The organism is Sporosarcina sp. FSL K6-6792, from assembly GCF_038004885.1.
Taxonomy (GTDB): Bacteria; Bacillota; Bacilli; order Bacillales_A; family Planococcaceae; genus Sporosarcina; species Sporosarcina psychrophila.
On record NZ_JBBOSA010000001.1, the window covers coordinates 262,749 to 287,074 of the forward strand.

Below are 24,326 nucleotides of genomic sequence, written 5' to 3' on the forward strand. Positions count from 1 at the left end.
TATGGGGAAACTTACAGTTGCTGTCCGGGATCATCAATATAACGTCCATATAGGTCAAGATACGTACGAGCTATTCGCCACAGAATATGCTGAACTTCTAGGCACAGTCGACCGAATTGCTATCATTGCGGATGAGCGGGTAGCAGCTATCTACTTGCCGCTGCTACAAAAGTCGTTGCAGTCTGTAAACTGTGAAATTAGTGTAAAAACAGTCCCAGCTGGAGAAAGCTGTAAAACATCCGCTGTGTATGTCGATTGCCTATCTTTTTTGTTAAATGAAAAATTCACCAGGGATTCTCTCCTTATCGCATTTGGGGGAGGCGCATGCGGTGATCTCACTGGGTTCGTCGCTGCGACATTCATGAGGGGGATTAGGTACTTACAATGCCCTACAACAATCTTGGCTCATGACAGTGCAGTGGGGGGCAAAACGGCAATCAATATGCCGGAAGGGAAAAATATGGTAGGCTCTTTTCATCAGCCAGTCGGAGTTCTATTCAACACGAGGCTCTTCGAATCGCTTCCGCCTCGAGAAATCAGATCGGGTATGGCAGAATTGTTGAAACACGCGCTTATTTCAAATGAGGAATGGACGCTTGAGCTATTGTCTACCCCTTCCTTTTCTCAACCAAGCATTGAATGGTTATCACACGAATTGTTACGGGGAATAGAAGTTAAAGCGAAAATCGTCTCAGTAGACGAATTTGAGCATTCGACTCGAAAGTATCTAAACTTCGGTCATACATTCGGCCATGCTGTAGAAGGTGTATGTGGTTTCGGGGGGTTAAGCCATGGAGAGTCGGTTATGATTGGCATGGTATACAGTCTTATTTTAAGTGAAGACACTGGCGCGGTTGATGAAGCGTTGACAATTCGATTCATCCAATTTGCAAATACGCATGGCTATACATTCCAACCAGTTCATGAACATGGATTCGATGTATTTATGAATTACATGGAAAAAGATAAAAAAGTCTCTTTCGGAAAGCTTAATTTTGTTTTGCTTGATGGGATAGGAAAACCCTATGTAAAAGAACTGTCAAAAGCGCAATGTGAACAAGCATTCCATCAATTGAGACAAAGAACGAAAGGGGATGTGAAGAAATGATGGTAAGAGGATTAAGGGGAGCAACGACAGTCGAGAACGACGAAGAACAAGCTGTTCTTGAAGCGACGCAAGCGTTGGTCGAAGAAATGGCGAAAGAGAACAGTGTTTTACCTGGGGATATCATTTCGGTACTTATCTCTACTACGACGGACATCAAATCGACCTTTCCTGCAAAAGCAGTTCGATCGATTGATGGATGGATATACGTCCCGGTTATGTGTACGCATGAGATGGACGTCCCGGGAGCAATGCCATTATGCATCAGAGCGCTTATGCATGTGAATACTGATATTCCGCAACGTTATGTAAAACATATTTATCAAAAAAATGCAGTTAAGTTACGACCGGATTTACAAAAATAACCCATATCTATTGACCGGAGGGAATTTTATGAACTGGAAAAAAGCGCTTGATAGTATGCAACCTTATAAACCAGGTAGATCGATTGATGAAGCTAAACGAATATACGGTCTGGATGATGTTGTAAAACTTGCTTCAAATGAAAACCCGTATGGCTGTGCACCATCCGTCAGAGACTATTTGACATCAGCCGCAATCCAGCATGAATTGTATCCAGACGGCTATGCGGGGGGACTACGGAAGAAACTTGCGGAGAAACACGGAGTTGACGAAACCTCTTTGTTATTCGGAAATGGCTCAGATGAAATCATTATGATTATTTCAAGAGCGCTCCTTGGCAATGGAGTAAATACCGTTATGGCGACACCGACCTTCCCTCAATATGCTCATAATGCAAGAATAGAAGGGGCCGAAATCCGGGAAGTACCGCTGAAGGATGGCCATCATGATTTGGAGGGGTTCTTGGGAGCTATCGATGGTGAGACTGCGGTTGCTTGGCTATGCAATCCGAACAATCCGACCGGTAACTTGATTCCCAGCGACACGTTAAAGGGATTCCTTGAACAAGTTTCAGAAAATATCCTAGTCGTTCTTGACGAAGCGTATTTCGAATACATTACTGGCTCTGAGCATATCGACTCGATTTCATGGCTGGAAAAATTCCCGAATGTCATTATTTTACGGACGTTTTCCAAAGCATACGGATTGGCAGCATTCAGAGTTGGCTATGCAATTGGTCACCCGGAGGTCATTTCTAATCTCAATAAAGTGCGGAGCCCGTTCAACAATAACTCGCTTGGTCTAGCAGTTGCGGAAAAAGCGCTCGAAGATGAAGCATTCATCGAACATTGTCGTAACATGAATCATGAACAAAGGCTACGGTTTACACAGTATGCTTCGGACAATAAACTGCATTTATTCGATTCCGAAACAAATTTCGTTTTAATTGCAGTGCCAGGTGATGCAGATGATGCTTCAGAAAAGCTGTTGCAGCAGGGATTCATCGTTAGAAGCGGAAATGCACTTGGAACCCCCGGTTATATAAGGGTGACAATTGGGTCGGAAGAACAGACTAGTAACTTCTTCAAAGCATTTGATACGTTGTTGCAATCCGAGGGTTCAGCCGTATGAAACCGAATATCGCGATAATTGGACTTGGCCTGATTGGTGGTTCGCTCGGGCTTGCTTTGAAACGTAACCCCGGTCTGCAAGTAACGGGGTACGACCGATCCTTCAGTACGTTGGAACAAGCTTTCCGTAGGGGGATCATTGATACAATTGCCACATCTATTGAGAATGCATGTGAACATGCGGATGTCATCATCTTTGCAACGCCGGTCAATACGACGGTTGCAATGATGCATCAAGCGGTCAACTGGAAATTGAGAACGGACGTTATTATGACGGATACGGGCAGTACAAAAGGTCCAATAATGGATGCTGCAAAACAATTGCTTGAACGTGGAATTACATTTATCGGTGGCCATCCGATGGCGGGTTCTCATAAAAGTGGAGTAACTGCGGCTAAAGAGCATCTATTTGAAAATGCGTATTACATATTGACACCAGATTCACAAACAGACAGTGCAAAGGTCGAACAGCTCCGCGTTCTACTTGGTCCAACGAAAGGGAAAATTGTCGTGCTCGATTCTGAAGAACATGATCGGATGACGGCAATCGTTAGCCATTTTCCGCATCTCGTCGCTTCTTCGCTCGTTGGAAGGCTATCAGCACAACAAGAAGAGCAACCGTTTGTTAAAAAACTTGCGGCGGGCGGGTTTCGTGACTTGACTCGAATTGCATCTGCAGATCCCATCATGTGGCGTGATATTACGACGCAGAACAGGGAAGAGTTGTTAAAGCAACTGGATGGATGGCTTGAAGAGATGGAAAATGTTCGAAATATGCTAAAATCGAATGACCCCGACGAAATATATAATTATTTTGCAGGGGCGAAACAGTTCCGAGACGACTTACCGATTACGTCTCAGGGTGCATTCTATATGACATTCGATTTGCATATTGATATTCCTGATCACCCGGGTATCATTTCGGAAATCACAAAAATACTTGCGGATGAACGGATCAGTTTAACAAATATCCGAATCGTTGAGACGCGGACGGATGTCTTTGGAATACTTGTTATCAGCTTCCAAACTACTGATGACCGGGAACGAGCAAAATCCGCTCTTTCCAAAACAATGAATTTTAGCATGTACATAGTTTGAATGGGGGGCTTTTCTTGGTGGAGACGAAACTAGTGGCGTTCAATAAACCAGAATTGAAGGGTAATGTGGTAGTTCCAGGTGATAAATCGATATCGCACCGGGCCGTAATGCTCGGTTCTATCGCCGTAGGTAAAACACAAATTACCGGATTCCTGGACGGAGAAGATTGCCTGCGAACAATTGATATTTTTCGACAACTCGGCGTATCAATTGAAAGGGATGGCACTAACGTCACAGTAGATAGCCCTGGAATGCAAGGGTGGCAAACGCCGTCTGAGGAACTTTATGCAGGTAATTCAGGGACAACAGCACGTCTAATTCTTGGAATACTTGCGGGCTCAACTATTAAGTCCGTTCTGACAGGCGATGAATCACTGTCAAAGCGTCCAATGAATAGAGTTACACTACCCTTGTCGTCCATGGGAGCTTCTGTAGTAGGAGAACCAGATGGCAATCTCCTGCCACTCACAATTACGGGTGGACCGCTCTCTGCAATTGAATACGACATGCCTGTTGCCAGTGCCCAAGTTAAATCGGCTATTCTGTTTGCTGGTTTGAATGCGGAAGGGACAACTGTTATTAGTGAGGAGACAGTTTCGCGCGACCATACTGAACGTATGCTGCAGCAATTTGGAGCAGAGGTTCAGGTGGACGGAACTAAAGTTAGTGTCAAGGGCGGGAATGTGCTCCGGGGCAAAGATGTGTTAGTTCCAGGTGATATTTCATCAGCGGCATTTTTCATGGTTGCAGCTGCAATGATTAAGGGAAGTTCCGTTACGTTTACGAATGTCGGGCTTAATCCGACAAGGACGGGGATATTGGACGTGCTTACGAATATGGGTGCTTGTGTTGAAATCCTTGAAGAAGTTAACGGGGCTGGCGAACCGTATGGTACTGTAAAAGTATCCTACGAAGGTTTGCATGGTACTGAAATCAGTGGGGACTTAATACCAAGGCTCATCGATGAGCTGCCTGTTATCGCATTGCTCGCAACGCAGGCCGAAGGAACAACAGTTATCAAAGATGCCGGGGAACTACGGGTCAAAGAGACAGATAGAATTGCTGCGGTAACAACAGAGTTGAAAAAATTGGGTGCAAATATCGAAGCTACGGACGATGGGATGATCATTCATGGACCTACGGAACTCTCGGGTGGCACACTTGTTTCGTACGGCGATCATAGATTGGGTATGATGGCTGCAATTGCAGCACTTGTCGCGTCAGCTCCAATCCAAATCGAAGATCCGTCATGCATAGCTATTTCATATCCAGGATTTTTCACAGACTTGGAAAAGCTCGCTGTTTCTATAAATACAAAAGGATAACAGCTTGATGTATACATTTTGAAAGTTCAGGTGAAAATATGGGACAGTTAGAAGAAATTGAACGAACTATTTTAGAAGGTGATGTAGAAGTACTCACCGGTGTTATTGATCAGTTAACGGGGTCGACCGATTTCGATTTGCTCTATGAAGCGGCAGATTTATTTGCTAGTTATGGATTTATGGGGGAGGCTGATCGCCTTTTTGAAACGTTGCGCCTTCATTTACCGGATGAAGCCCAGTTGAAAATTGATCGCGCCGGTACATTACTTGAGCTCGGGGAAGAGGACGAAGCGCTTCTTCTTCTCACGGATGTAGGGCCGGACGACGAAGAATATGTCCAAGCCCTTTTAGCGTTAGCGGATTATTATCAGATGTCCGGAATGGCGGAAGCAGCTCTTGCGAAGATTAAGGAAGCTCATGAACTTGTACCTGATGAACCTGTCATTCGGTTTGCGTATGCGGAATTGCTCCTTGATTCTGGGAAGTACGGAGAGGCTACACGGATGTATCTTGATTTGAATGATGAAACGGAAGAAATTGGCGGCATTCGTATTGTTTCAAGACTTGCGGAAACATATAGCGCTGGTGCTGCTTATGAAGAAGCAATACCTTACTACGAAGAAATGCTACAGGATAACGCCTTGCCAGATACACTTTTCGGGGCGGCATTTGCTTACTTCCAAAGTGGCAATGCAGAAAAAGCAGTCACATTGCTAGACGATTTAATTGAAATGGATCCAGATTACTTTTCTGCTTATATGCTGGCAGGACAGTCTTTGTCAGTTTTAGGTGATGATCAAAGAGCATACGATATGTTCAAAGATGGAATCCGCAGGGACGAATTTGATAAGGAACTGCAATTGACCGCTGGGAAATCAGCATTGAAATTAGGTATTCCAGAAAAAGCAGAAGAACATTTGAAAGAAGCATTGGCACTCGATCCAGAATACATTGAAGCACTTATTACGCTTGCCTCACTGTATAATGAGAGAGAACAGAGCCCTGAGTTGCTCGATCTACTTACGTACTCACAAGATAATCAAGTTGACATACCTTTATTGGATGCGTTTATGGCCTATGCATATGAACGTGAAGAACAATATGAAGATGCATACACATCCTATGGTAAGGCATATATTGGGATGAAGGATGACCACAGTTTTCTTGGGAATTTCGCGAAATTCCTGATTGAAGAAGGAAAACGTGATGAAGCCCTCAAAATAGTCAAGGAATTGGTTGAACTTGACCCTGACGATGAGAATTGGAGAGCTTATCTGGAAGCACAAAATGACGAGGAGGTGTGACATGACGGCCATGGTTCCTGTCGCTGCTAAAAAGGACTTTGTGCGATGGTTCTTAAAGCGCTACAAATTGAAGCGCCGTGAATGTGTGTGGATTTTGAATTACCTTCTAAGCCACGAACAGCTTCTGCAAAACGTCCACTTTACGGATGAAGCACATTACTGTCCAAGGGCGATGGTGATGTCAACAACGGGTTCGGAGAGCATTCCGTTTCGTTTTTATAAAGGGAACTTAATGACTGCTGATGCCGAGAAGTCATTTCATGACTTAAGACTTCATCCAGATGATAAGATGTATATACAATTAAATTTTTCGAACAGCCACTCTTGCCCAGAATATGCAAGTGTTCGTGAAGAAAATCCTTTTCTTCCGGATTATTTACAGGTAAGTGAAGGCGATCGGGAAATTGCAGAACAATTGCTGGAGGAAAGTGCTGCTTTAATGACCGTTGATATGCTTATGAAAAGGGTTGATGAGGCCCTCGATACCAACGATAAGGAACGGTTTATCGCATTATCTGCGCTGTTGAATGACATGAAGGTATCGAAGAACTAACGACTCCGCCCAATTTGGTGGAGTTCTTTATTGATTTTTCAAGGAGGTAATTTTGCAATGAACTGGACTGCACAAGATATGGATACATATTTGCAACAGAAAGAATATATCGATACACTTATTGTACCCTTACTTAAAGTAGAGACTGTGCCGGGGAATATGAAAACCAGCGCGTCATCTTCAGAGTTTCTGATGCATCTTACGACTTTCATCGAAACGCAATTCAAAGGGCGTATGATGCTAATGCCACCATTTGCTTATACGCAGTCAATGGATCTGACGGAGCTGGCTGCAACACTGTCTCGGGACTTTGCGGCGGTACCATTTAAACACGTATTTTTCTTGACGACTGATGTTACGTGGACAAGCCTTAAATTAGATGGTGAAGTGATCTGGTTACCGTCAATTCCGCTGGAAAGCATGGATCCACAATTAAGAAAAACAATCATTGAAGATCAGCTTCGGCAGGTTTTACCACGCTTCACGGAAAAATGGTCGGCGCAGTAAAATTCGATATTTGTTCACAATCTTACATCTGTTCGGAAAGCAGGATTGAATTTCCTTTAGTATTGATATATCATAGATATGTCCTAGTATTACAATTAGCAAAAGAATGTCCGTTGGACTGACCTTTAAGTAAGAGGAGGGAAATTAATGAGCAAGAAAGTGTCAAGACGCCAATTCATGAGTTATACACTTATGGGTGTTGGTGGATTCATGGCGTCAGGTATGTTGATGCCAATGGTCCGTTTTGCAATCGACCCTGTCTTGCAGAAGAAAGATGAAGGAGACTTCATTCCGACTCCGCAAAAAGTGGACGAGCTAACGGAAATGCCAGTTCGTGTCGATTTCACTATCAAAGATCGTAAGGATGCCTGGTATAAATCTGACGTGTCAAACACTGCGTGGGTTTATAAAAATGGCGATACGGTTATCGCGCTTTCCCCTGTCTGCAAACACCTTGGTTGTACAGTGAACTGGGGCGGCGATGAAAAGCATCCAGACCAATTTTTCTGTCCATGTCACGCAGGACGTTATATGAAAAATGGCGACAACGTACAAGGAACGCCACCGCTTGGACCACTTGACGAATTTGATGTTAAAGTCGAAGGCGGATTCGTGTATCTTGGAAAAACAAAACCGAACACATTAGTTTAAAAATGTAAGGGGGTACGACCGAAGTGCTAAATAAAATTTATGATTGGGTTGACGAACGGTTGGATATCACCCCGATTTGGCGCGATATCGCTGACCACGAAGTACCTGAGCACGTAAACCCTGCACATCACTTTTCTGCATTCATCTATTGTTTCGGAGGACTGACATTCTTTATCACTGTCATCCAGATTCTTTCTGGTATGTTCCTTACAATGTATTACACACCGGACATTGAAAATGCATGGAAATCCGTTTATTACCTTCAAAATGAAGTAGCATTCGGTGAAATTGTGCGTGGGATGCATCACTGGGGAGCGTCATTGGTTATCGTTATGATGTTCCTACATACGCTGCGTGTATTCTTTACGGGCTCTTATAAGAAACCACGTGAACTTAACTGGGTTGTCGGAGTATTGATCTTCATGGTCATGCTTGGCCTTGGTTTCACTGGTTATCTACTGCCATGGGATATGAAAGCATTGTTTGCTACGAAAGTAGGAATTGAAATTGCGGCTTCCGTCCCGTTCATCGGTGAATCAATTAAAGTTCTCCTTGCAGGAGACTCAACGATTCTTGGTGCACAAACACTAACACGTTTCTTCGCGATTCATGTATTCTTCTTACCGGCTGCTTTGCTTGGGTTGCTTGCAGCACACTTTATCATGATCAGAAGACAAGGTATTTCAGGACCGCTATAAGATTGACTGGCGTCCAATGAAATTAATAAGGAGGGGACATTATGCACCGCGGAAAAGGGATGAAATTTGTCGGAGATTCGCGCATTAAGGCTAATAACAAGATGCCGAACGTCCCGAAAGATTACTCAGAATATCCGGGTAAAACGGAAGCATTCTGGCCAAACTTCCTCTTGAAGGAATGGCTGATTGGTGCAGTTTTCCTTATTGGATATTTAATATTGACAGTTGCTCATCCGTCCCCGCTTGAACGTCAAGCGGACCCGACGGATACGATGTATATGCCGGTTCCAGACTGGTATTTCCTATCTATGTATCAATTGTTAAAGTATCAATTTGCTTCAGGACCGTTTAATATTATTGGTGCTATTATCATGCCAGGTCTTGCAATGGGTGCCCTGATGCTTGTTCCATTTATGGATACTACAAAGGAGCGCCGTCCGTTTAAACGTCCGCTACCTACTGCATTCATGCTTCTTTCATTCGCAGCTTTGTTCTACTTGACATGGGAATCATACGTGAACCATGACTGGGATAAACAGAAAATACAAGGTGCGATTGTCGAAGAAGTTGAATTCGACACTGAATCTGAAGGTTATCAAATCTACGCTGGAGCGAGCTGTATTGGTTGTCACGGTGATGCATTCCAGGGTGGACTAGGTAAGCCCTTAGTAAATACTGGTCTGGCTGCCGATGAGATCGTGAAAATTGCTCATGATGGACAAGGCGACATGCCTCCTGGAACATGGGAAGGCTCAGATGAAGATTTACAAATACTTGCCGAGTTTATTGAAGGCTTGAAAAACTAGTAACAAAAAAGAGTCAGGAAACTGACTCTTTTTTTATTACTTAGGAAACAATAAAGTTCGAGGTTAGTGGATAAGCTACGGAGGACGATATTCTACGTCAAGACTCTAACATCTAGAGGCTCGCTTTTGTTGATACATATTAAGTTATTTTGGAGAGGTGCCCATGGGTTTATTTATACAGAAAATTTGGCTCGTGCTTTCTCATAAATCATTTCTTTGGATTCTGTTATTTATTAACTTGAGTGGAACGGTGTTCGGCTATGATTGGTATATGTGGCAACTTAAAATCACGGAGCCAAAGTTTTGGATTTTTGTGCCAGACAGTCCTACGGCCAGTCTGTTTTTCACGCTTGCAATCATCGGTTGGCTAATCGGTAGGAACTTTAAGTTAATCGAAGCGCTTGCACTTATAACGCTTGTAAAATACGGACTTTGGGCGGTCGTCATGAATCTATTGACGCTTGTCGAGACAGGTTCAATCGGCTGGATAGGCTGGATGCTTATCGGTTCGCATTTCGCGATGGCACTTCAGGCAGTATTATACAGTCCGTTATATAGATTTTCATTTGTCCATATTGCAATTGCGGCGGTTTGGACACTTCATAACGATGTCATCGATTACGTTTACGGGCAAATGCCAATCTATTATGACTTGATGAAGCATATGGATCATATTGGTTACTTTACATTCTGGTTATCGATTGCCTGCATCACACTGGCTTATTGGGTATTGAAGAAGAGGTCGAACACTGTTATATGGTAATAGTAAATAGTTGCGGATGAAGTGTGACCGCTATAGAATGGGTCATATAGAGAAAAGGGAGGAAGTTGACTATGTTCTGGATTTACTTGGGTGCAATTATACTATTGCCGCTTTATGCCCAATTCAAAGTGAAAAGCACATACAAAAAATACTCTAAAGTGCGTTCTACATCTGGAATGTCAGGTGCGGAGGTCGCGCGTCTTATCCTTGACCGAAATGGGTTACAAAATGTGCAAGTGATTGAAAGCCAAGGATTTCTGACTGATCATTATAATCCGGTTACGAAAGTTATTGCATTATCCACACATAATTTCCGGGAGGCATCTGTAGCAGGTACAGCAATTGCCGCACATGAAGTTGGTCATGCAATACAGGACAAGGAAGCCTATTCATTTTTACGTTTCCGTCACCGTTTAGCGCCAGTTGCGAGCATCACTTCCAATGCATCTTGGGTTTTCATTATGATTGGTGTGATTTTCTCAAGCATGAATTCCTTGCTTGGAATTGGTATCGCGCTACTAGCAGTCGGGGTTCTGTTTCAAGTTGTTACATTACCAGTTGAGTTTAACGCATCTACACGTGCGATGAATCAGATTGTTACACTTGGTATTATTCGCAATGAAGAAGAAAAAAGTGCGAAAAAAGTATTGAGCGCAGCGGCGATGACTTATGTCGCAGCAACTGCTGTTGCAGTACTTGAACTGGTTCGTCTTATCCTGATTTTTAGGGGCAGAGACTAAGTAGAATATAGAAAATCCGTTCCTCATATTTTGAGGAACGGATTTTTTTCGGTTACATTTAGTAGAAAAGAAAGTCACACGTGTTGATTAACCAAAAGCAACCAGAAAACAACTGAATCAAACACTATGCGCTCCGAGTACAGTTGATTTAGATAGCTTTGGATTGAACGATTCCTATAGATTAAGATATCTCGGTAATCGTATGGTGGTCGTTCATCCGTCGCTTTCCAAAGGTACACGAAGTGCTAAAGCTTTTTGGAGTTAAAGAATAGTCGGCTTCTTATCTGAATAAAAGCAGCAAAAGATACGATTTTGGCTGCTCACTCCTTCTCTATGGTTTTTCTTTTTTTATTTTAAGGAATCGTTAACCTCTATAGAAAATCACATGAAGACAAGCGAAATTTTACTGGAAATAAGTAAGGCACGCATTGTAGAAAATGCAAAGGTGCCCGAGATTGTATCTTCGGGCACCTGTAACTTCTGTGAAAAGTCATCTATTCTTATTTCGCACGCAACTTCAATTTTCACTCGAACGTTGTAGCCACCCTTGTTCCCCGGTAACACTGTCGTGATTAGTTTAGCCGAAAGCGAGCCGGAAACATACTAGTCCAAATGAAGACTTTTGCGCTTTCTGCTTTACTTATCGCTCAAGCGGCTGTTTTTGTTCATCCAGCGTAAAACCTTCACCCATTACGTCGTGAACATCGGTGAGTGAAACGAAGGCATGCGGATCGACTGACGTTATGATGTTTTTCAAACGAACAATTTCATTTCTTCCGACGACACAATAGAGAATTTCTCGATCAGATTTAGTGAAATGACCGTATCCTCTGAAAACAGTTACACCACGATCCATTTCTTCAGTGATTTTCGTTGCGATATCATCTTGGCTATCAGAGATGATGAAAGCACCTCTAGCTGCGTATGCGCCTTCTTGGACGAAGTCGATGACGCGGGCGCCAACAAACAGCGCAACAAGCGTATACATCATCGAGCGGTGGTCTAGATAGACAGCCCATGAAACGAGAATGACAAGCGCGTCGAATAGAAACATTGTCTTTCCCATACTCCAGCCGATGTATTTATGAGCAAGACGTGCGATAATATCTACACCACCAGTTGTTCCGCCATATCTAAAAATGATACCGAGCCCGATGCCGATAAACACACCCGCGAACAGGGCAACAAGGAACATATCGTCTTTTAGATGGATATCAATTTGATAAATCATGAATACTTTAAGGAAAACAGACACAGCAATTGTTCCAATGACTGTATAGACAAATACTTTTTTTCCTAATAGTTTCCAACCGATAATAAACATTGGAATGTTTAAAATGAGGTTCATAATCGCTGGATCCCATTTGAAAGCGAACAGGAGAATCAGTGTAATTCCTGTAAAACCACCTTCGGCAAGTTCGTTTTGAATATTAAAATGGACGAGACCGAAACTGAAAATTGCAGCGCCAAGAATGATGAAAAAAATATTTTTGAATTTGATCCCGTCGAGCATGTAGCGCACACCTTTCTTTTTCAAGCAATATAACTATTATCAGCTATAATTTTTATTTTGACAATAGTGTTATTAATTTATACGATGGTAGAGGGAGTTGACGCAAATGGAGCAATCGCAGACGATGGAAAAACTACAACAAGAAGTAGATTTGTACATAAACGGCTTTAAAGAAGGTTACTTCCCCCCGATGGAACTGGTTGCCAGGTTGACTGAAGAGCTTGGGGAATTGTCGAGAGAAGTACAACATGTATATGGCATGAAAAAGAAAAAATCGAGTGAGGCGATAAAATCACTGGAAGAAGAAACAGGAGATTTGTTGTTTGTTCTTATTTGTTTCGCCAATTCACAGGGAATTAGTTTGGAAAAGGCACTTTCAACCGTTCTTGATAAATTCAAGGATCGGGATGCCGACCGCTGGACAAAAAAGGAGGAAACGATATGACAATAAAAGTTGCAATTGCCGGAGCACGAGGCAGATTGGGGAGCGCGGCGTTAACTGCGATTATGAAGGCTCCAAATATGGATTTGGTTGCTGTTCTCGATTATAAGTATGAAGGTCAGTATTTACATGGAACTGAAGTGAATGATGATGCGAGCGGGATCCCGATTTATACATCCTTAGAAAAGTTGGCGGCTGCCAACAAGCCAGATGTACTTCTTGACGTCACAGATCCAGATGCTGTTTTCAAAAATGTACATGATGCCATCACACTTGGAATCCGACCTGTCGTAGGGACATCTGGGCTTTCTAAGGATAATATTGCCCTTTTGACAGATTTAGCAGCTAAGAATCTGATTGGCGGGATCATTGCGCCAAACTTCTCAATCGGAGCGGTATTGATGATGAAGTTTTCGGCCATTGCAGCGCGTTACTTAGGTGATGTAGAAATACTTGAAATGCATCATGACAATAAAGTCGATGCTCCATCAGGAACGGCAGTAAAAACAGCTGAAATGATTAGCGAGGTTAGGGACTCACATAGACAAGGACATCCAGACGAAAAAGAACATCAAGCCGGAGCACGTGGAGCGGATTTCGAAGGTATGAAAATACATAGCATCCGTTTGCCAGGGCTACTTGCACATCAGCAAGTGCTGCTTGGCGGCGAAGGTGAATTGCTAAGTATTCGCCACGATTCTTTCGATCGAAAATCATTTGCGCCGGGGATTCTTATGGCGATACACAATGTTATGGAACGTCTAGATTTGGTTTATGGGCTTGAAAATATTATCGACTAATAGTGAGGAAATAGTACTGTAAGTCGAAAGGGGCGCTGTTATTGGAAAAGTTGAAAGTCGGTGTAATCTGCTATCCCTCTCTAGGGGGGTCTGGGGTTGTAGCAACCGAGCTTGGAAAAATGATGGCAGATAAGGGCCATGAAATGCATTACATCACATCGAGTAAACCGTTCAGATTTCTGGATGCACACCAAAATATACAATTCCATGAAGTGAAAATCGATGGTTACTCGGTGTTTAAATATCCACCTTATGATATTGCGCTCGCCAACCGTATTGCGGAAGTAATCGAGACAGAAAAACTCGACCTTCTTCATGTCCATTATGCTGTACCTCACGCGGTATCGGCTGCACTTGGTAAAGATATGGCGAATTCCACGATTGGCGTCATCACGACGCTACATGGAACAGATGTAACTATTCTTGGACATGATCCGGGACTGCGAAACACAGTGCGTTATGGAATCGATAAATCTACGATTACAACAGCTGTGTCCGAATCGCTTCGATTAGAGACATTGGAATTGATTCAACCGAAAAAAGATCTGGTAACTATTTATAATTTCATCGATGAAAACAAATACCATCCGGTCAATCCTGGTACACTAAAAAGCGATTTTGGGATTAAGTCGGATGAAAAAGTGATTGTCCATATTTCGAATTTCAGGAAAGTGAAACGAATTCCCGATATTATTGAAAGTTTCAGGGGCGTATTGAAAGAAATCGATGCAAAACTGCTTCTTGTCGGGGACGGACCTGAAAAAGTGGAGATGGAAGCGCTCGTTATGGAATTAGGTTTGCAGGCTCAAGTTATTTTCACGGGAAAACGGGATGACTTACCTGAACTTCTAGCTATCAGCGATGTCATGTTTCATTTGTCGGAAAAAGAGGCGTTCGGCCTTGTTCTGCTGGAAGCGCTCGCTTGCGGATTACCTTCAGTTGCGACAGATGTCGGTGGGATTCCGGAAGTGATTGAAGATGGTGTCAACGGTTTTCTTGTCCAAGTAGGTGATACAAATGCGGCAACACAAAAAGCGTTGCTACTACTGAAAGACGATGACTTACGTGCTACATTCAGGGAAAACGGACTGATAACAGCGGCAGACAAGTTCCATTCATCTACAATCGTTAATCAGTATGAAAAACTTTATTATGAGGTGGCGGGTAATAAATGACGACATCATTCGGAACCGTGCCGAGCCGCGAAGTTATCCATATCCTTGAAAATGCAGGATATGAAGCTGTTTTTGTCGGAGGTGCGGTACGGGATCACCTTTTAGGGAAAACGGCGACGGATATCGACATTGCAACTTCTGCGGAACCTAAAGAAGTAAAAGCAGTATTTCCGACAACTGTAGATATTGGTACAGCACATGGTACGATCCTTGTGTTGATGAATGGTGAACCGATTGAAGTGACTACTTACCGGACAGAAGGCACGTATACAGATCATCGTCGACCGGATGAAGTTCATTTCGTCAAATCTTTACAGGAAGATTTACGGAGACGTGATTTCACGATAAATGCGCTGGCAATGACAAAAGATGGTGAGCTAATCGATTTGTTCGGCGGTAAGGCAGATATGGCTGAACGAATCATTAGAGCTGTAGGAAACGCAGCAGATCGGTTTAACGAAGACGCACTCAGAATGTTCAGGGCTATCCGTTTTACTGCCGTCCTTGGTTTTGATATAGAAGAACAGACACTTAAAGCGATTCGTGATAATGCTACGCAAATTCGTTACATATCCGTAGAAAGAATAAAAGCTGAAATGGATAAATTATTTGCAGGTGATTATGTAGTTAAAGCTTTTCACAACATACAAAATACAGGATTAAATTTGCATTTGCCTCTATTTCCAACAGACACCGAAAAACTCAACCGTACTGTGCCATTCGAATCGGCAGTTGAAGGTTGGGCTTGTTTTATGATTGTAGGTAACTTTTCACCGTCGGATGTTGCAAGAGCGTATAAATTATCAAACGTTGAAAGAACATTTCTATCAACCGTAAAAGATGCGTACGTGAATCGAATGGATTGTCAATTTACGCTTGATGATTATTACAATTATGATTTAGCTACTTTGATTACAACTGAAAAGTTGATTCGATCAATTCACGCTAATGGCGAAGCAATTTCATTTACGGAAATTAAAAAGATGAAACAGTCACTACCGATTCAGTCCATAGCAGATCTTTCTGTAGACGGTAAAAAACTGATGGAGTGGACAAGCCAAAAGGGCGGCAGATGGATCGGTGAATGGATAGGGAAAATCGAAAAAGCCGTCTTGCACGGGACATGTAAAAATGATCCAAACGACATAAAGGAATGGTTTCTATATGAATTCAATCGTGAAAAATGAATTGTTGAAAAGACTGTTCGAAGCAGAAGGTGAACCCGTCTCCGGACAAGAAATTGCTGATCAATTCGGGTTATCAAGGACTGCCATTTGGAAATACGTAAAAGAGCTCGAAAAGGATGGCTACGTGATTGGGACGATTCGAAAAAAAGGGTATTATCTTATCGAATCACCGGATCGGGTGAACGAAGCGAATGTACAAAAGTATTTAACAACAAAAAAGTATGGTCGACATATCCATTATTACGAAACGTGTAAGTCGACGCAGTTAATCGCGCATGATGAAGAACAGAACGGTGCGGCAGATGGAACTGTTGTTGTTGCGGAAGAACAAACTGCTGGTAGAGGCCGTATGGCGCGTCCATGGAGCTCCACAGCGGGTAAAGGGATTTGGATGAGTGTAATTACCCGGCCATCATTAACACCACAACAAGCCCCACAGATGACGTTAGTTGCAGCGGTCGCTGTAACACGTGCCATTCAGGAAATGACAGGAATTGATCCAGATATTAAATGGCCGAATGATATCCTGATTAAGGGAAAAAAAGTGACGGGTATTTTAACGGAGCTTCAAGCAGATCCAGATCAAGTAAAGGCAGTCATTCTAGGGATTGGCATGAACGTTAACCAGAACGAATCGGATTTTCCGGAGGAACTCCAAGGCATAGCTACATCACTAAAAATGCTAACCGGGAAGCCCATCGATCGTTCGCAATTGATCGCAAAAACGCTTGGATTTCTTGAAATATATACTGATCTCTATGTTAAACACGGATTTGGGCCGATCAAGATGTTATGGGAAGGCTACTCTAATACGACTGGGAAACGAATTCGAGCGGTTATGCTCAATGAAACGATTGTCGGGACAGCTCTCGGTATCTCTGAAGAAGGTGTGCTCGAACTTAAACTTGATGATGGTACCATCCGAGGTATCTATTCGGCAGATATCGAACTTTCAAATTGATCGCTATACATGGTACTTCCAATTTGTTATAGTAGTTTCGAAGGGCGGTATCTAGTGTGAACTGCACCTGTTAGAAATTTCGGTAAACTTAAATTCAATATGATCTGCCTTGATCTTTACTAAAAGACAGGGACGGAGGAAACCATCACAAGATGATACAACCCTTCTGTCCATTTTTGGCGCAGAAGGGTTTTTATATCCGGTTTCTTCTCAAAGAGAGGGGAATAATACTATGAAAAGCACAGTTGATTTTATCAAAATGAAAAAGGCTAACGAGAAGATTGTTATGCTGACGGCTTATGATTATCCATCTGCAAAACTTGCGGAGGAGGCGGGAGTCGATATTATTCTCGTGGGTGACTCACTTGGCATGGTCGTTCTCGGCTATGATTCGACAATTGCGGTTACTACGGAAGACATGATTCATCATGGCAGCGCGACTAGAAGAGGGGCGAAGGAGACGTTTCTTGTTGTTGACATGCCATTCGGTTCTTATCACGGCAGCGCAGACAGAACATTAACAGATGCGGTTCGCATTTTTCAACAAACAGGTGCTAATGCATTAAAACTTGAAGGTGCAGGGAACGTGGTCGATACGATTCGCCTCCTAACTGGAACAGGAATTCCGATTGTGGCACATCTTGGTCTATTGCCTCAGTCGGCATCCGTTGTCGGCGGTTATAAAGTACAAGGGAAGACGGCGGAAGCGGCTCAGCAACTTATAGATGATGCACGTGCATGTGAAGCAGCAGGGGCATTTATGATCGTCTTAGAATGTATTCCTTATCAGCTCGGGGAACAAGTTGCTGCAGCAGTTTCGATACCAATAATCGGCATTGGTGCAGGAGCGGGAACGGATGGCCAAGTGCTTGTATACCATGACACTGTGAAGTATGGCAGTCATCACGTCCCGAAATTTGTTGAGACGTTTGCGGATGTTGGAACAGTTATCCATGAAGGTTTGAAAAAGTATGTGTCGTCAGTGAAAGATGGTTCATTCCCGGCAGAACGCCATCATTTTACGATGAAAGAGGAAGAATTAACGGCGTTATACGGAGGCAATACGGATGGCAATTGAAATGGCGGTCGTTCACTCGATTGAGACCCTGCAAGGCATGATTGACCGTAATAAACGTGAGGGTCGTACAGTTGGATTCGTGCCAACGATGGGTTTTTTACACGAAGGTCACTTGACGCTTGTGAAGCATGCAAGAGAGCATAATGATGTGGTTGTCATGAGTATTTTTGTCAATCCAGCGCAGTTTGGCCCTGGAGAAGATTTTGAAGCCTATCCGCGTGATGTAGAACGTGATGCAAGTCTGGCTAAAGAGGCAGGGGTCGACATTTTGTTCATGCCGACTTCAGAAGAAATGTACCCGCAAGATGGCGGTGTTCGCATCTTGCCGGGACCTCAGTCAAAAGTTCTATGCGGAGCATCTCGTCCCGGTCATTTCGATGGCGTTCTGAAAGTTGTCTTGAAACTTTTTAATATTGTTGACCCGGACCGTTCATATTTTGGTATGAAAGACGCGCAGCAACTGGCGATTATTGAGACGTTTGTTCGTGATTATAACTTGAGAACGTCAATTGAACGGGTTCCTATTGTACGCGAGAAAGATGGCCTTGCGAAAAGTTCTAGGAATGTCAATCTTACTCAGATGGAACGTGCAGAGGCACCAATTATCCAGCAATCACTTAAAAAGGGTGTATTGTTGTTTAATGAAGGTGTTTCGATCAATGAAATTGAACGGGAAATCACAGCTTATATTACGGAAAATAGTTCGGGCATAATGGATTATGTTTCGCTGCTGTCTTATCCGGAACTTACAGAATACGATGGTTCGTCAGACGAGGCAATTCTTGCATGCGCTGTAAAATTCGGAAAAACAAGGTTAATAGATAATACAATTATGTCAACAAAGGATGGTACTCATGTTCAGAATGATGATGAACAGTAAATTACACCGAGCAACTGTAACAGAGGCGGATTTAAACTATGTCGGGAGCATTACGATTGACGCTGATCTCCTCGACGCAGCAGGTATGTTGCCAAATGAGAAAGTACATGTAGTTAACAACAACAATGGTTCACGCTTTGAAACGTATATCATTGCAGGGGAACGCGGGAGCGGTGTTATATGCGTCAACGGTGCGGCTGCACGACTTGTGCAGCGTGGCGATATCGTTATCATCCTATCTTACGTTTATGTTACGGATGAAGAAGCGCGTACGCATGAACCGACCGTTCTTATCATGGATGAAAAAAACCGCGTGCAAGAAATTATTCGTGAAAAACAAGGTATGACTATCTAATTAAAGAGGGCTCATTTTGAATCGGTACGCATGATTCCGAATGAGCCTTTTATATTTCTTGTCAATTTGTATATATTGAAATAAAGTACTTCATTGAATTTGCCACCGCTCTCGGCTGCCCCTTATAAGGTGTCTTGGTTCAGTTTATAGAAGTATTCATTTGTTCAACATATATATGGGCTTAGTACCGACTCGAAAGCCAGAATGTGATACAATCTGCAGTAGTATGTTAAACAGGAAGTTGATGATTGAATGCACAACAAAACGTATGCAGTCGTCGATCTTGAAACAACCGGCCATTCACCGGCTAAAGGGGATCGGATGATTCAAATCGCGATTGTGTTTATAAAAGATGGGGTAATTGGGGAGAAGTATGTCCGTTTTGTAAATCCAGGACAAAAAATCCCGGCTTTCATCCGTCAATTGACGGCTATTTCCGATGAAGACGTGAAAGACGCACCGTTTTTTGATGAAATTGCAGCAGAAGTTGCTAGCCTTTTGGAAGGGACGGTATTTATAGCACATAATACTGACTTCGACTTGTCTTTCCTCCAAAGTGAGTTTGCGAGATGCGGTGTAGGTAAGTGGGCAGGGAAGAAAATCGACACGGTTGAACTTTCTAAAATCTTAATCCCATCCGCTCCAAGTTACAGGTTACAAGATATTACTGAAGAGCTTGGGATACCGCTGGGGTCGGCCCATCGCGCTGATGATGATGCAGAGGCGACTGCAAAGCTGTTTCTTATTTGCATGGCTAAATTGCATACATTACCAGAGGATACGCTGAATCTTCTGCACCGTAGATCGTTTCGATTGAAATCCGATCTTTCGACCCTTTTCTACGAAGCGTTAAAAATGGCGCGGATGAAAAAAATAAGCCCGGATTATTCATTTTTCCGGGGAATCCCTTATCGGAATATGTCCATTGCAAGGGATAATCACTTTGATCATCCTGTGTACCCAATCGACAATCAGGAGAAAACGGCTCAATTGAAAAAAGCTTATCCTGATTTTGAGCGAAGGGAATCGCAATTTGGATTTATGGATACAGTTTGGCATGCATTGTCTGGACAATCAGAAATTATTGCAGAAGTGCCGACTGGAATCGGAAAAACCATGGCTTATCTCTTACCAGCAGCAATTCATTCAATAGCGATTGGGAAACCAGTGGTTATCAGTACATACACCAATCATCTTGCTGATAAAATATTGGACGAAGAACTAGGTAAAGCCAGACTAATACTTGGATTTGATGTGACTGCGACCGTATTGAAAGGTAGAGAGCAATACATTTCACTTGGTAAATTCGAGGAACTGCTACGAATTGCTGATGAGTCGTATGATGAAACGTTTGCCATCATGCAAACACTTGTCTGGCTTACGGAAACTGTGTCAGGTGATTTGGAAGAACTGAATGTATCGGGTGGAGGCCAGCTGTTTGTAGACCGAATTCGAAAGCGGTCCAATGTGCTTGCAAAAGATGAAAAAGTTGCTGATTATCATTACAGGTTGCTGGAAAGATGCGGACATTCAAATTTAATCATCACAAACCATTCCATGCTCCTTTCTGATATGAATAGAGAGCAAAAGATTTTCAGCTCACTCGCTGGACTCATTGTCGATGAGGCCCATCAATTTGTTCAAGCGGCAACATTTATGAATGAAACCGTATTTTCCTACACGAATTGGAAGTATGTAATGGGACAAATAACGTCTGATGCGACGGGACAACTGTTGCATCAGGTTGATAGGCTTAATACTCAATTCGGAACAAATCAATCTCGCAGTAGAGCTCAGTTGGATTCTGCATTTATGAAATTTTTGACATTGTTCGATTATGCGGTAGGCATCTTGACTACATTTAACCCTGCAAAGCGCAAGAAGCAACAGGGCAACAGAATCATTTATTCGTTAGCTGAACTGAACTATGGTAGAAACGATTTTTCAAAAGTTGCTGAAGCGATGTCAGACTACATTCATCAAGCTGAATTGTTCACAAGCGGCTTAGCAATTCATCTTGACAATATGACCAAGAATGAACAGGCACTACTTTCGGAATGGGATTTTTGGGTCCGTGAAATGACCATCAAAGCGGGAGAATGGGTTGAAGTCTTTGTAGATGAAAATTTAGATGATTTTACAGTTTGGATGGAAAAAGATATGCGCAGTATTCCGGGGAGTCTAACTGTTATCAAACGTTCACTAGATGGATCTGGGCTGATTCGTGCGCTCATTGACAGGCTGAAGGATGAACAAACCGGCATTGTGTGGACATCTGGAACACTTGCGATTCCGGAAAATGAGCGTTTCATTGCAAGACAGTTGGGTATCACTGATTCAATACCACTCTTAACATTTGATGCGCCTGCTCATTTCTATGAAGGTGCGGAAGTATTCATTGTTAACGATATGCCTGATATTCAGCAAGTCAGTCAATCAGATTATATCGAAGCCGTTACAGATGCGGTCGTTCAGACTGTCTTGGCCACGGGCGGGAGGCTCTTTGTCTTGTTCACTTCACAAGACATGCTCAGAAAAACCTATGATCTAATATCAGAAAGTCAGCAGTTAGAGGATTATACATTGTTTGCGCAAGGAATTAGTTCAGGTAGTCGGATCCGATTATTGAAGTCTTTCAGGCAGTTTACTAATTCCGTTCTATTTGGAACGAACAGCTTTTGGGAAGGTGTCGACGTACCTGGAGATGCATTGGCTGCCGTTATCGTCGTCAGGCTACCGTTTTCATCCCCAGAAGAGCCAGTTTACAAGGCGAAGGCGGCTAAGCTGACGGCTTCTGGGATGAATCCATTCACTGAGCATGCATTACCAGAAGCGGTTATGCGATTACGGCAAGGTTTCGGCAGACTCATTCGTTCATCTTCAGATAAGGGCTTTTTCATTATTTTGGATAGACGGATTGAAACAAAGTCGTATGGCCCGCGTTTCTTGGAGGCATTTCCAAATGTACCTGTGAAAAAAGTGTCACTCGAACATATGGTTAATGAACTCGAAAATTGCTATAATGAATAGGTATCTTAAAGGAAGCGAGTCATAATGATTCGAAAAAAACATTTTTACGACGTACAGGACGTGAAGATTTATGCTGAATTGGATTAAATTCATCGTCGTCTTCCTTATAATGTTAACTTCGGTCATCACCGTCATGGTTTTAGTTAATGCCGAAAAACCTTTTTCGGCGGCTAAAAAGGCAGCAATCGAATCCGCGGTTCAATCGGGACAACTCGCATCAGTAAGTTCTGCTGATGTTTTCAATGGTACAGTTCCGACTGTAACGGTATTCGGTGTGGACGCGGATGGCAAAGAAAAAGCGGTCTTCGTTGATGAAAACTCAAAAGATGGTTTTAAAGAAGTGAAGTTGACGGATGGGATTTCGGCAGAAAAGGCTGTTGCAAACGTCAAAAAGGAACTGGATGTAAAAAAAGTTCTTCATGTAAAGCTTGGCCTAGAGGAAGAGGGCCCAGTTTGGGAAGTCGCATTTAAAAGTGATAACGGAAAACTTAATTACGTTTATGTGTTTTTCGAGAACGGTCAATGGTGGAAACGAATATTGAATCTCTAAGGGAGCGATACAGTTGACGAAATCATTAGCATCCAGGGTGAATACTCTTTCGCCATCAACGACGCTTGCCATAACGGCAAAAGCGAAAGAAATGAAGGAATCAGGTATAGATGTAATTGGTCTTGGAGCGGGAGAGCCTGATTATAATACACCTGCTAACATTATTGAAGCGGCGTATACATCGATGAAAGAAGGCAAGACGAAATATACGCCTGCCGGGGGTCTGCCTGCTCTAAAAGATGCCATCATTCAAAAGCTACAAAAAGACCAGGGATTAGACTATTCTAGAAAAGAAATCATGATTGGGATTGGTGCAAAGCATGTACTATATACTTTGTTCCAAGTTATTCTCAATCCGGACGATGAAGTAATCATTCCATCGCCTTACTGGGTCAGTTATCCAGAACAAGTGAAGTTAGCAGGAGGAGTTCCTGTACATATCGAAGGGACCGCGGTAGCACAATTTAAAGTGACGGCCCAGCAAATCCGTGACGCGGTTACATCTAAAACAAAAGCAGTCATCATCAACTCGCCGGGAAATCCGACAGGCATGATTTACTCAAAAGAAGAATTACAGCAAATTGCCGATGTTTGTCAAGACAAAGACATCTGGATTATTTCGGATGAAATTTATGAAAAACTTGTATATGATGGGGCGAAACATGTTTCCATTGCCCAGCTCTCCGATGACGCCAAAAAAAGGACACTGCTTATTAATGGTGTATCCAAATCACATTCAATGACTGGCTGGCGGATTGGTTATATAGCGGGTGATGAAGAAGTTGTTAATGCGATGACAGATCTTGCAAGTCACTCGACGTCAAATCCGACGACAACTTCCCAGTATGCGACAATCGAAGCCTATAATGGGCCGCAAGATGCAGTTGAAACGATGCGTAAAGCTTTTGAGTCTCGTTTGGAACAGGTCTATCCGCAACTATCGGCTATTCCTGGGTTTAACGTTATTAAGCCGCAAGGCGCTTTCTATCTTCTTCCGGATGTATCAGAAGCAGTAAAGAACACAGGGTTTGCGAATGTGGATGATTTCGCAGCTGCATTATTGACGACAGCAAATGTCGCTGTAATCCCTGGATCTGGTTTTGGTTCTCCGGATACTATTAGGTTGTCTTATGCAACATCAATCGAATTACTTGAAGAAGCAATTCGACGTATTCATGCATTTGTAGCAGCAAATTGGAAAGACTAAGAAAAGCGGAAGGCGCCGTCCAGCCCCGACAGGCATAAGACGGTTTGCGAGGAGGCGTACTTCAAGCCCCACAGCAAAACGGCTTATGACCCGAGGGGGTGGCGC

Annotated in this window: 25 protein-coding genes; 24 read left to right on the plus strand and 1 reads right to left on the minus strand. The window is 43.0% G+C overall.

What is annotated here, in order from left to right; genetic code table 11:
* Nucleotide 1: 1 nt before the first annotated feature.
* The 13 genes from aroB to MKZ26_RS01240 all read left to right on the plus strand — a co-directional run bounded on the left by aroB (nt 2) and on the right by MKZ26_RS01240 (nt 11,043).
* Nucleotides 2-1,108 (plus strand): 3-dehydroquinate synthase, encoded by a 1,107-nt coding sequence (gene aroB, locus MKZ26_RS01180; RefSeq protein WP_340763936.1) that lies wholly within the window; start codon nt 2-4, stop codon nt 1,106-1,108.
* The gene (aroH, locus tag MKZ26_RS01185; RefSeq protein WP_067213969.1) at nt 1,108-1,470 is read left to right on the plus strand and encodes a chorismate mutase; all 363 of its coding nucleotides are present in this window, start codon (nt 1,108-1,110) and stop codon (nt 1,468-1,470) included. Before aroB ends, aroH begins: the two co-directional genes overlap by 1 nt.
* 28 nt (nt 1,471-1,498) lie before the next feature.
* Nucleotides 1,499-2,599 (plus strand): histidinol-phosphate transaminase, encoded by a 1,101-nt coding sequence (gene hisC, locus MKZ26_RS01190; RefSeq protein WP_340763938.1) that lies wholly within the window; start codon nt 1,499-1,501, stop codon nt 2,597-2,599.
* A complete protein-coding gene (locus tag MKZ26_RS01195) occupies nt 2,596-3,696 on the plus strand; it encodes a prephenate dehydrogenase (protein ID WP_187045129.1) in 1,101 nt (366 codons plus the stop codon). Before hisC ends, MKZ26_RS01195 begins: the two co-directional genes overlap by 4 nt.
* A gap of 17 nt (nt 3,697-3,713) precedes the next feature.
* The gene (gene aroA, locus MKZ26_RS01200) at nt 3,714-5,021 is read left to right on the plus strand and encodes a 3-phosphoshikimate 1-carboxyvinyltransferase (RefSeq protein WP_340763941.1); all 1,308 of its coding nucleotides are present in this window, start codon (nt 3,714-3,716) and stop codon (nt 5,019-5,021) included.
* Between the two features lie 38 nt (nt 5,022-5,059).
* Nucleotides 5,060-6,325 (plus strand): tetratricopeptide repeat protein, encoded by a 1,266-nt coding sequence (locus tag MKZ26_RS01205; RefSeq protein WP_067210357.1) that lies wholly within the window; start codon nt 5,060-5,062, stop codon nt 6,323-6,325.
* Between the two features lies 1 nt (nt 6,326).
* Nucleotides 6,327-6,878 (plus strand): ReoY family proteolytic degradation factor, encoded by a 552-nt coding sequence (locus tag MKZ26_RS01210; protein WP_187045126.1) that lies wholly within the window; start codon nt 6,327-6,329, stop codon nt 6,876-6,878.
* Nucleotides 6,879-6,935: 57 nt separating this feature from the next.
* Complete coding sequence (locus tag MKZ26_RS01215) at nt 6,936-7,385, plus strand: YpiF family protein (RefSeq protein ID WP_340763944.1); 450 nt, start codon at nt 6,936-6,938, stop codon at nt 7,383-7,385.
* Nucleotides 7,386-7,532: 147 nt separating this feature from the next.
* A complete protein-coding gene (locus MKZ26_RS01220) occupies nt 7,533-8,036 on the plus strand; it encodes a QcrA and Rieske domain-containing protein (RefSeq protein WP_340763946.1) in 504 nt (167 codons plus the stop codon).
* Nucleotides 8,037-8,059: 23 nt separating this feature from the next.
* Nucleotides 8,060-8,734, plus strand: a complete 675-nt coding sequence (gene qcrB, locus MKZ26_RS01225; RefSeq protein WP_067210348.1) for a menaquinol-cytochrome c reductase cytochrome b subunit — start codon at nt 8,060-8,062, stop codon at nt 8,732-8,734.
* A gap of 41 nt (nt 8,735-8,775) precedes the next feature.
* The gene (locus MKZ26_RS01230; RefSeq protein ID WP_067210345.1) at nt 8,776-9,540 is read left to right on the plus strand and encodes a menaquinol-cytochrome c reductase cytochrome b/c subunit; all 765 of its coding nucleotides are present in this window, start codon (nt 8,776-8,778) and stop codon (nt 9,538-9,540) included.
* 163 nt (nt 9,541-9,703) lie between these two features.
* Nucleotides 9,704-10,303, plus strand: a complete 600-nt coding sequence (locus tag MKZ26_RS01235; RefSeq protein WP_340763948.1) for a DUF1405 domain-containing protein — start codon at nt 9,704-9,706, stop codon at nt 10,301-10,303.
* Nucleotides 10,304-10,374: 71 nt separating this feature from the next.
* Nucleotides 10,375-11,043, plus strand: a complete 669-nt coding sequence (locus tag MKZ26_RS01240; protein WP_340763950.1) for a zinc metallopeptidase — start codon at nt 10,375-10,377, stop codon at nt 11,041-11,043.
* A gap of 640 nt (nt 11,044-11,683) precedes the next feature.
* Here MKZ26_RS01240 and MKZ26_RS01245 read toward each other — a convergent pair.
* Nucleotides 11,684-12,556 carry a YitT family protein gene (locus MKZ26_RS01245; RefSeq protein WP_067210339.1) on the minus strand — a complete coding sequence of 291 codons (873 nt, stop codon included), beginning with the start codon at nt 12,554-12,556 and terminating at the stop codon, nt 11,684-11,686.
* A 106-nt stretch (nt 12,557-12,662) separates the two neighbouring features.
* Here MKZ26_RS01245 and MKZ26_RS01250 point away from each other — a divergent pair, with 106 nt between their 5' ends.
* The 11 genes from MKZ26_RS01250 (at nt 12,663) to MKZ26_RS01300 (ending at nt 24,221) form a co-directional block, all read left to right on the plus strand.
* Nucleotides 12,663-13,001 (plus strand): nucleotide pyrophosphohydrolase, encoded by a 339-nt coding sequence (locus MKZ26_RS01250; protein ID WP_067210336.1) that lies wholly within the window; start codon nt 12,663-12,665, stop codon nt 12,999-13,001.
* A complete protein-coding gene (gene dapB, locus MKZ26_RS01255) occupies nt 12,998-13,798 on the plus strand; it encodes a 4-hydroxy-tetrahydrodipicolinate reductase (RefSeq protein ID WP_340763951.1) in 801 nt (266 codons plus the stop codon). Before MKZ26_RS01250 ends, dapB begins: the two co-directional genes overlap by 4 nt.
* 41 nt (nt 13,799-13,839) lie before the next feature.
* Entirely contained in the window at nt 13,840-14,973 is a 1,134-nt protein-coding gene (gene bshA, locus MKZ26_RS01260) for an N-acetyl-alpha-D-glucosaminyl L-malate synthase BshA (RefSeq protein ID WP_067210332.1), read from the plus strand.
* Nucleotides 14,970-16,160: a CCA tRNA nucleotidyltransferase gene (locus MKZ26_RS01265; RefSeq protein ID WP_340763953.1), complete on the plus strand. Its 1,191-nt coding sequence runs from the start codon at nt 14,970-14,972 to the stop codon at nt 16,158-16,160. Before bshA ends, MKZ26_RS01265 begins: the two co-directional genes overlap by 4 nt.
* Complete coding sequence (locus tag MKZ26_RS01270; RefSeq protein ID WP_340763954.1) at nt 16,138-17,121, plus strand: biotin--[acetyl-CoA-carboxylase] ligase; 984 nt, start codon at nt 16,138-16,140, stop codon at nt 17,119-17,121. Before MKZ26_RS01265 ends, MKZ26_RS01270 begins: the two co-directional genes overlap by 23 nt.
* Before the next feature lie 232 nt (nt 17,122-17,353).
* Nucleotides 17,354-18,199: a 3-methyl-2-oxobutanoate hydroxymethyltransferase gene (gene panB, locus MKZ26_RS01275; protein ID WP_340763955.1), complete on the plus strand. Its 846-nt coding sequence runs from the start codon at nt 17,354-17,356 to the stop codon at nt 18,197-18,199.
* Between the two features lies 1 nt (nt 18,200).
* The gene (panC, locus tag MKZ26_RS01280; protein WP_340767589.1) at nt 18,201-19,079 is read left to right on the plus strand and encodes a pantoate--beta-alanine ligase; all 879 of its coding nucleotides are present in this window, start codon (nt 18,201-18,203) and stop codon (nt 19,077-19,079) included.
* Nucleotides 19,054-19,434 (plus strand): aspartate 1-decarboxylase, encoded by a 381-nt coding sequence (gene panD, locus MKZ26_RS01285; RefSeq protein WP_340763956.1) that lies wholly within the window; start codon nt 19,054-19,056, stop codon nt 19,432-19,434. Before panC ends, panD begins: the two co-directional genes overlap by 26 nt.
* A gap of 252 nt (nt 19,435-19,686) precedes the next feature.
* On the plus strand, nt 19,687-22,464 hold the full coding sequence (gene dinG, locus MKZ26_RS01290; protein ID WP_340763958.1) for an ATP-dependent DNA helicase DinG: 2,778 nt from the start codon (nt 19,687-19,689) through the stop codon (nt 22,462-22,464).
* A 70-nt stretch (nt 22,465-22,534) separates the two neighbouring features.
* Nucleotides 22,535-23,014 carry a cell wall elongation regulator TseB-like domain-containing protein gene (locus tag MKZ26_RS01295; protein WP_340763959.1) on the plus strand — a complete coding sequence of 160 codons (480 nt, stop codon included), beginning with the start codon at nt 22,535-22,537 and terminating at the stop codon, nt 23,012-23,014.
* Between the two features lie 13 nt (nt 23,015-23,027).
* Nucleotides 23,028-24,221, plus strand: a complete 1,194-nt coding sequence (locus tag MKZ26_RS01300) for a pyridoxal phosphate-dependent aminotransferase (RefSeq protein ID WP_340763960.1) — start codon at nt 23,028-23,030, stop codon at nt 24,219-24,221.
* The last annotated feature ends 105 nt before the right edge of the window (nt 24,222-24,326 follow it).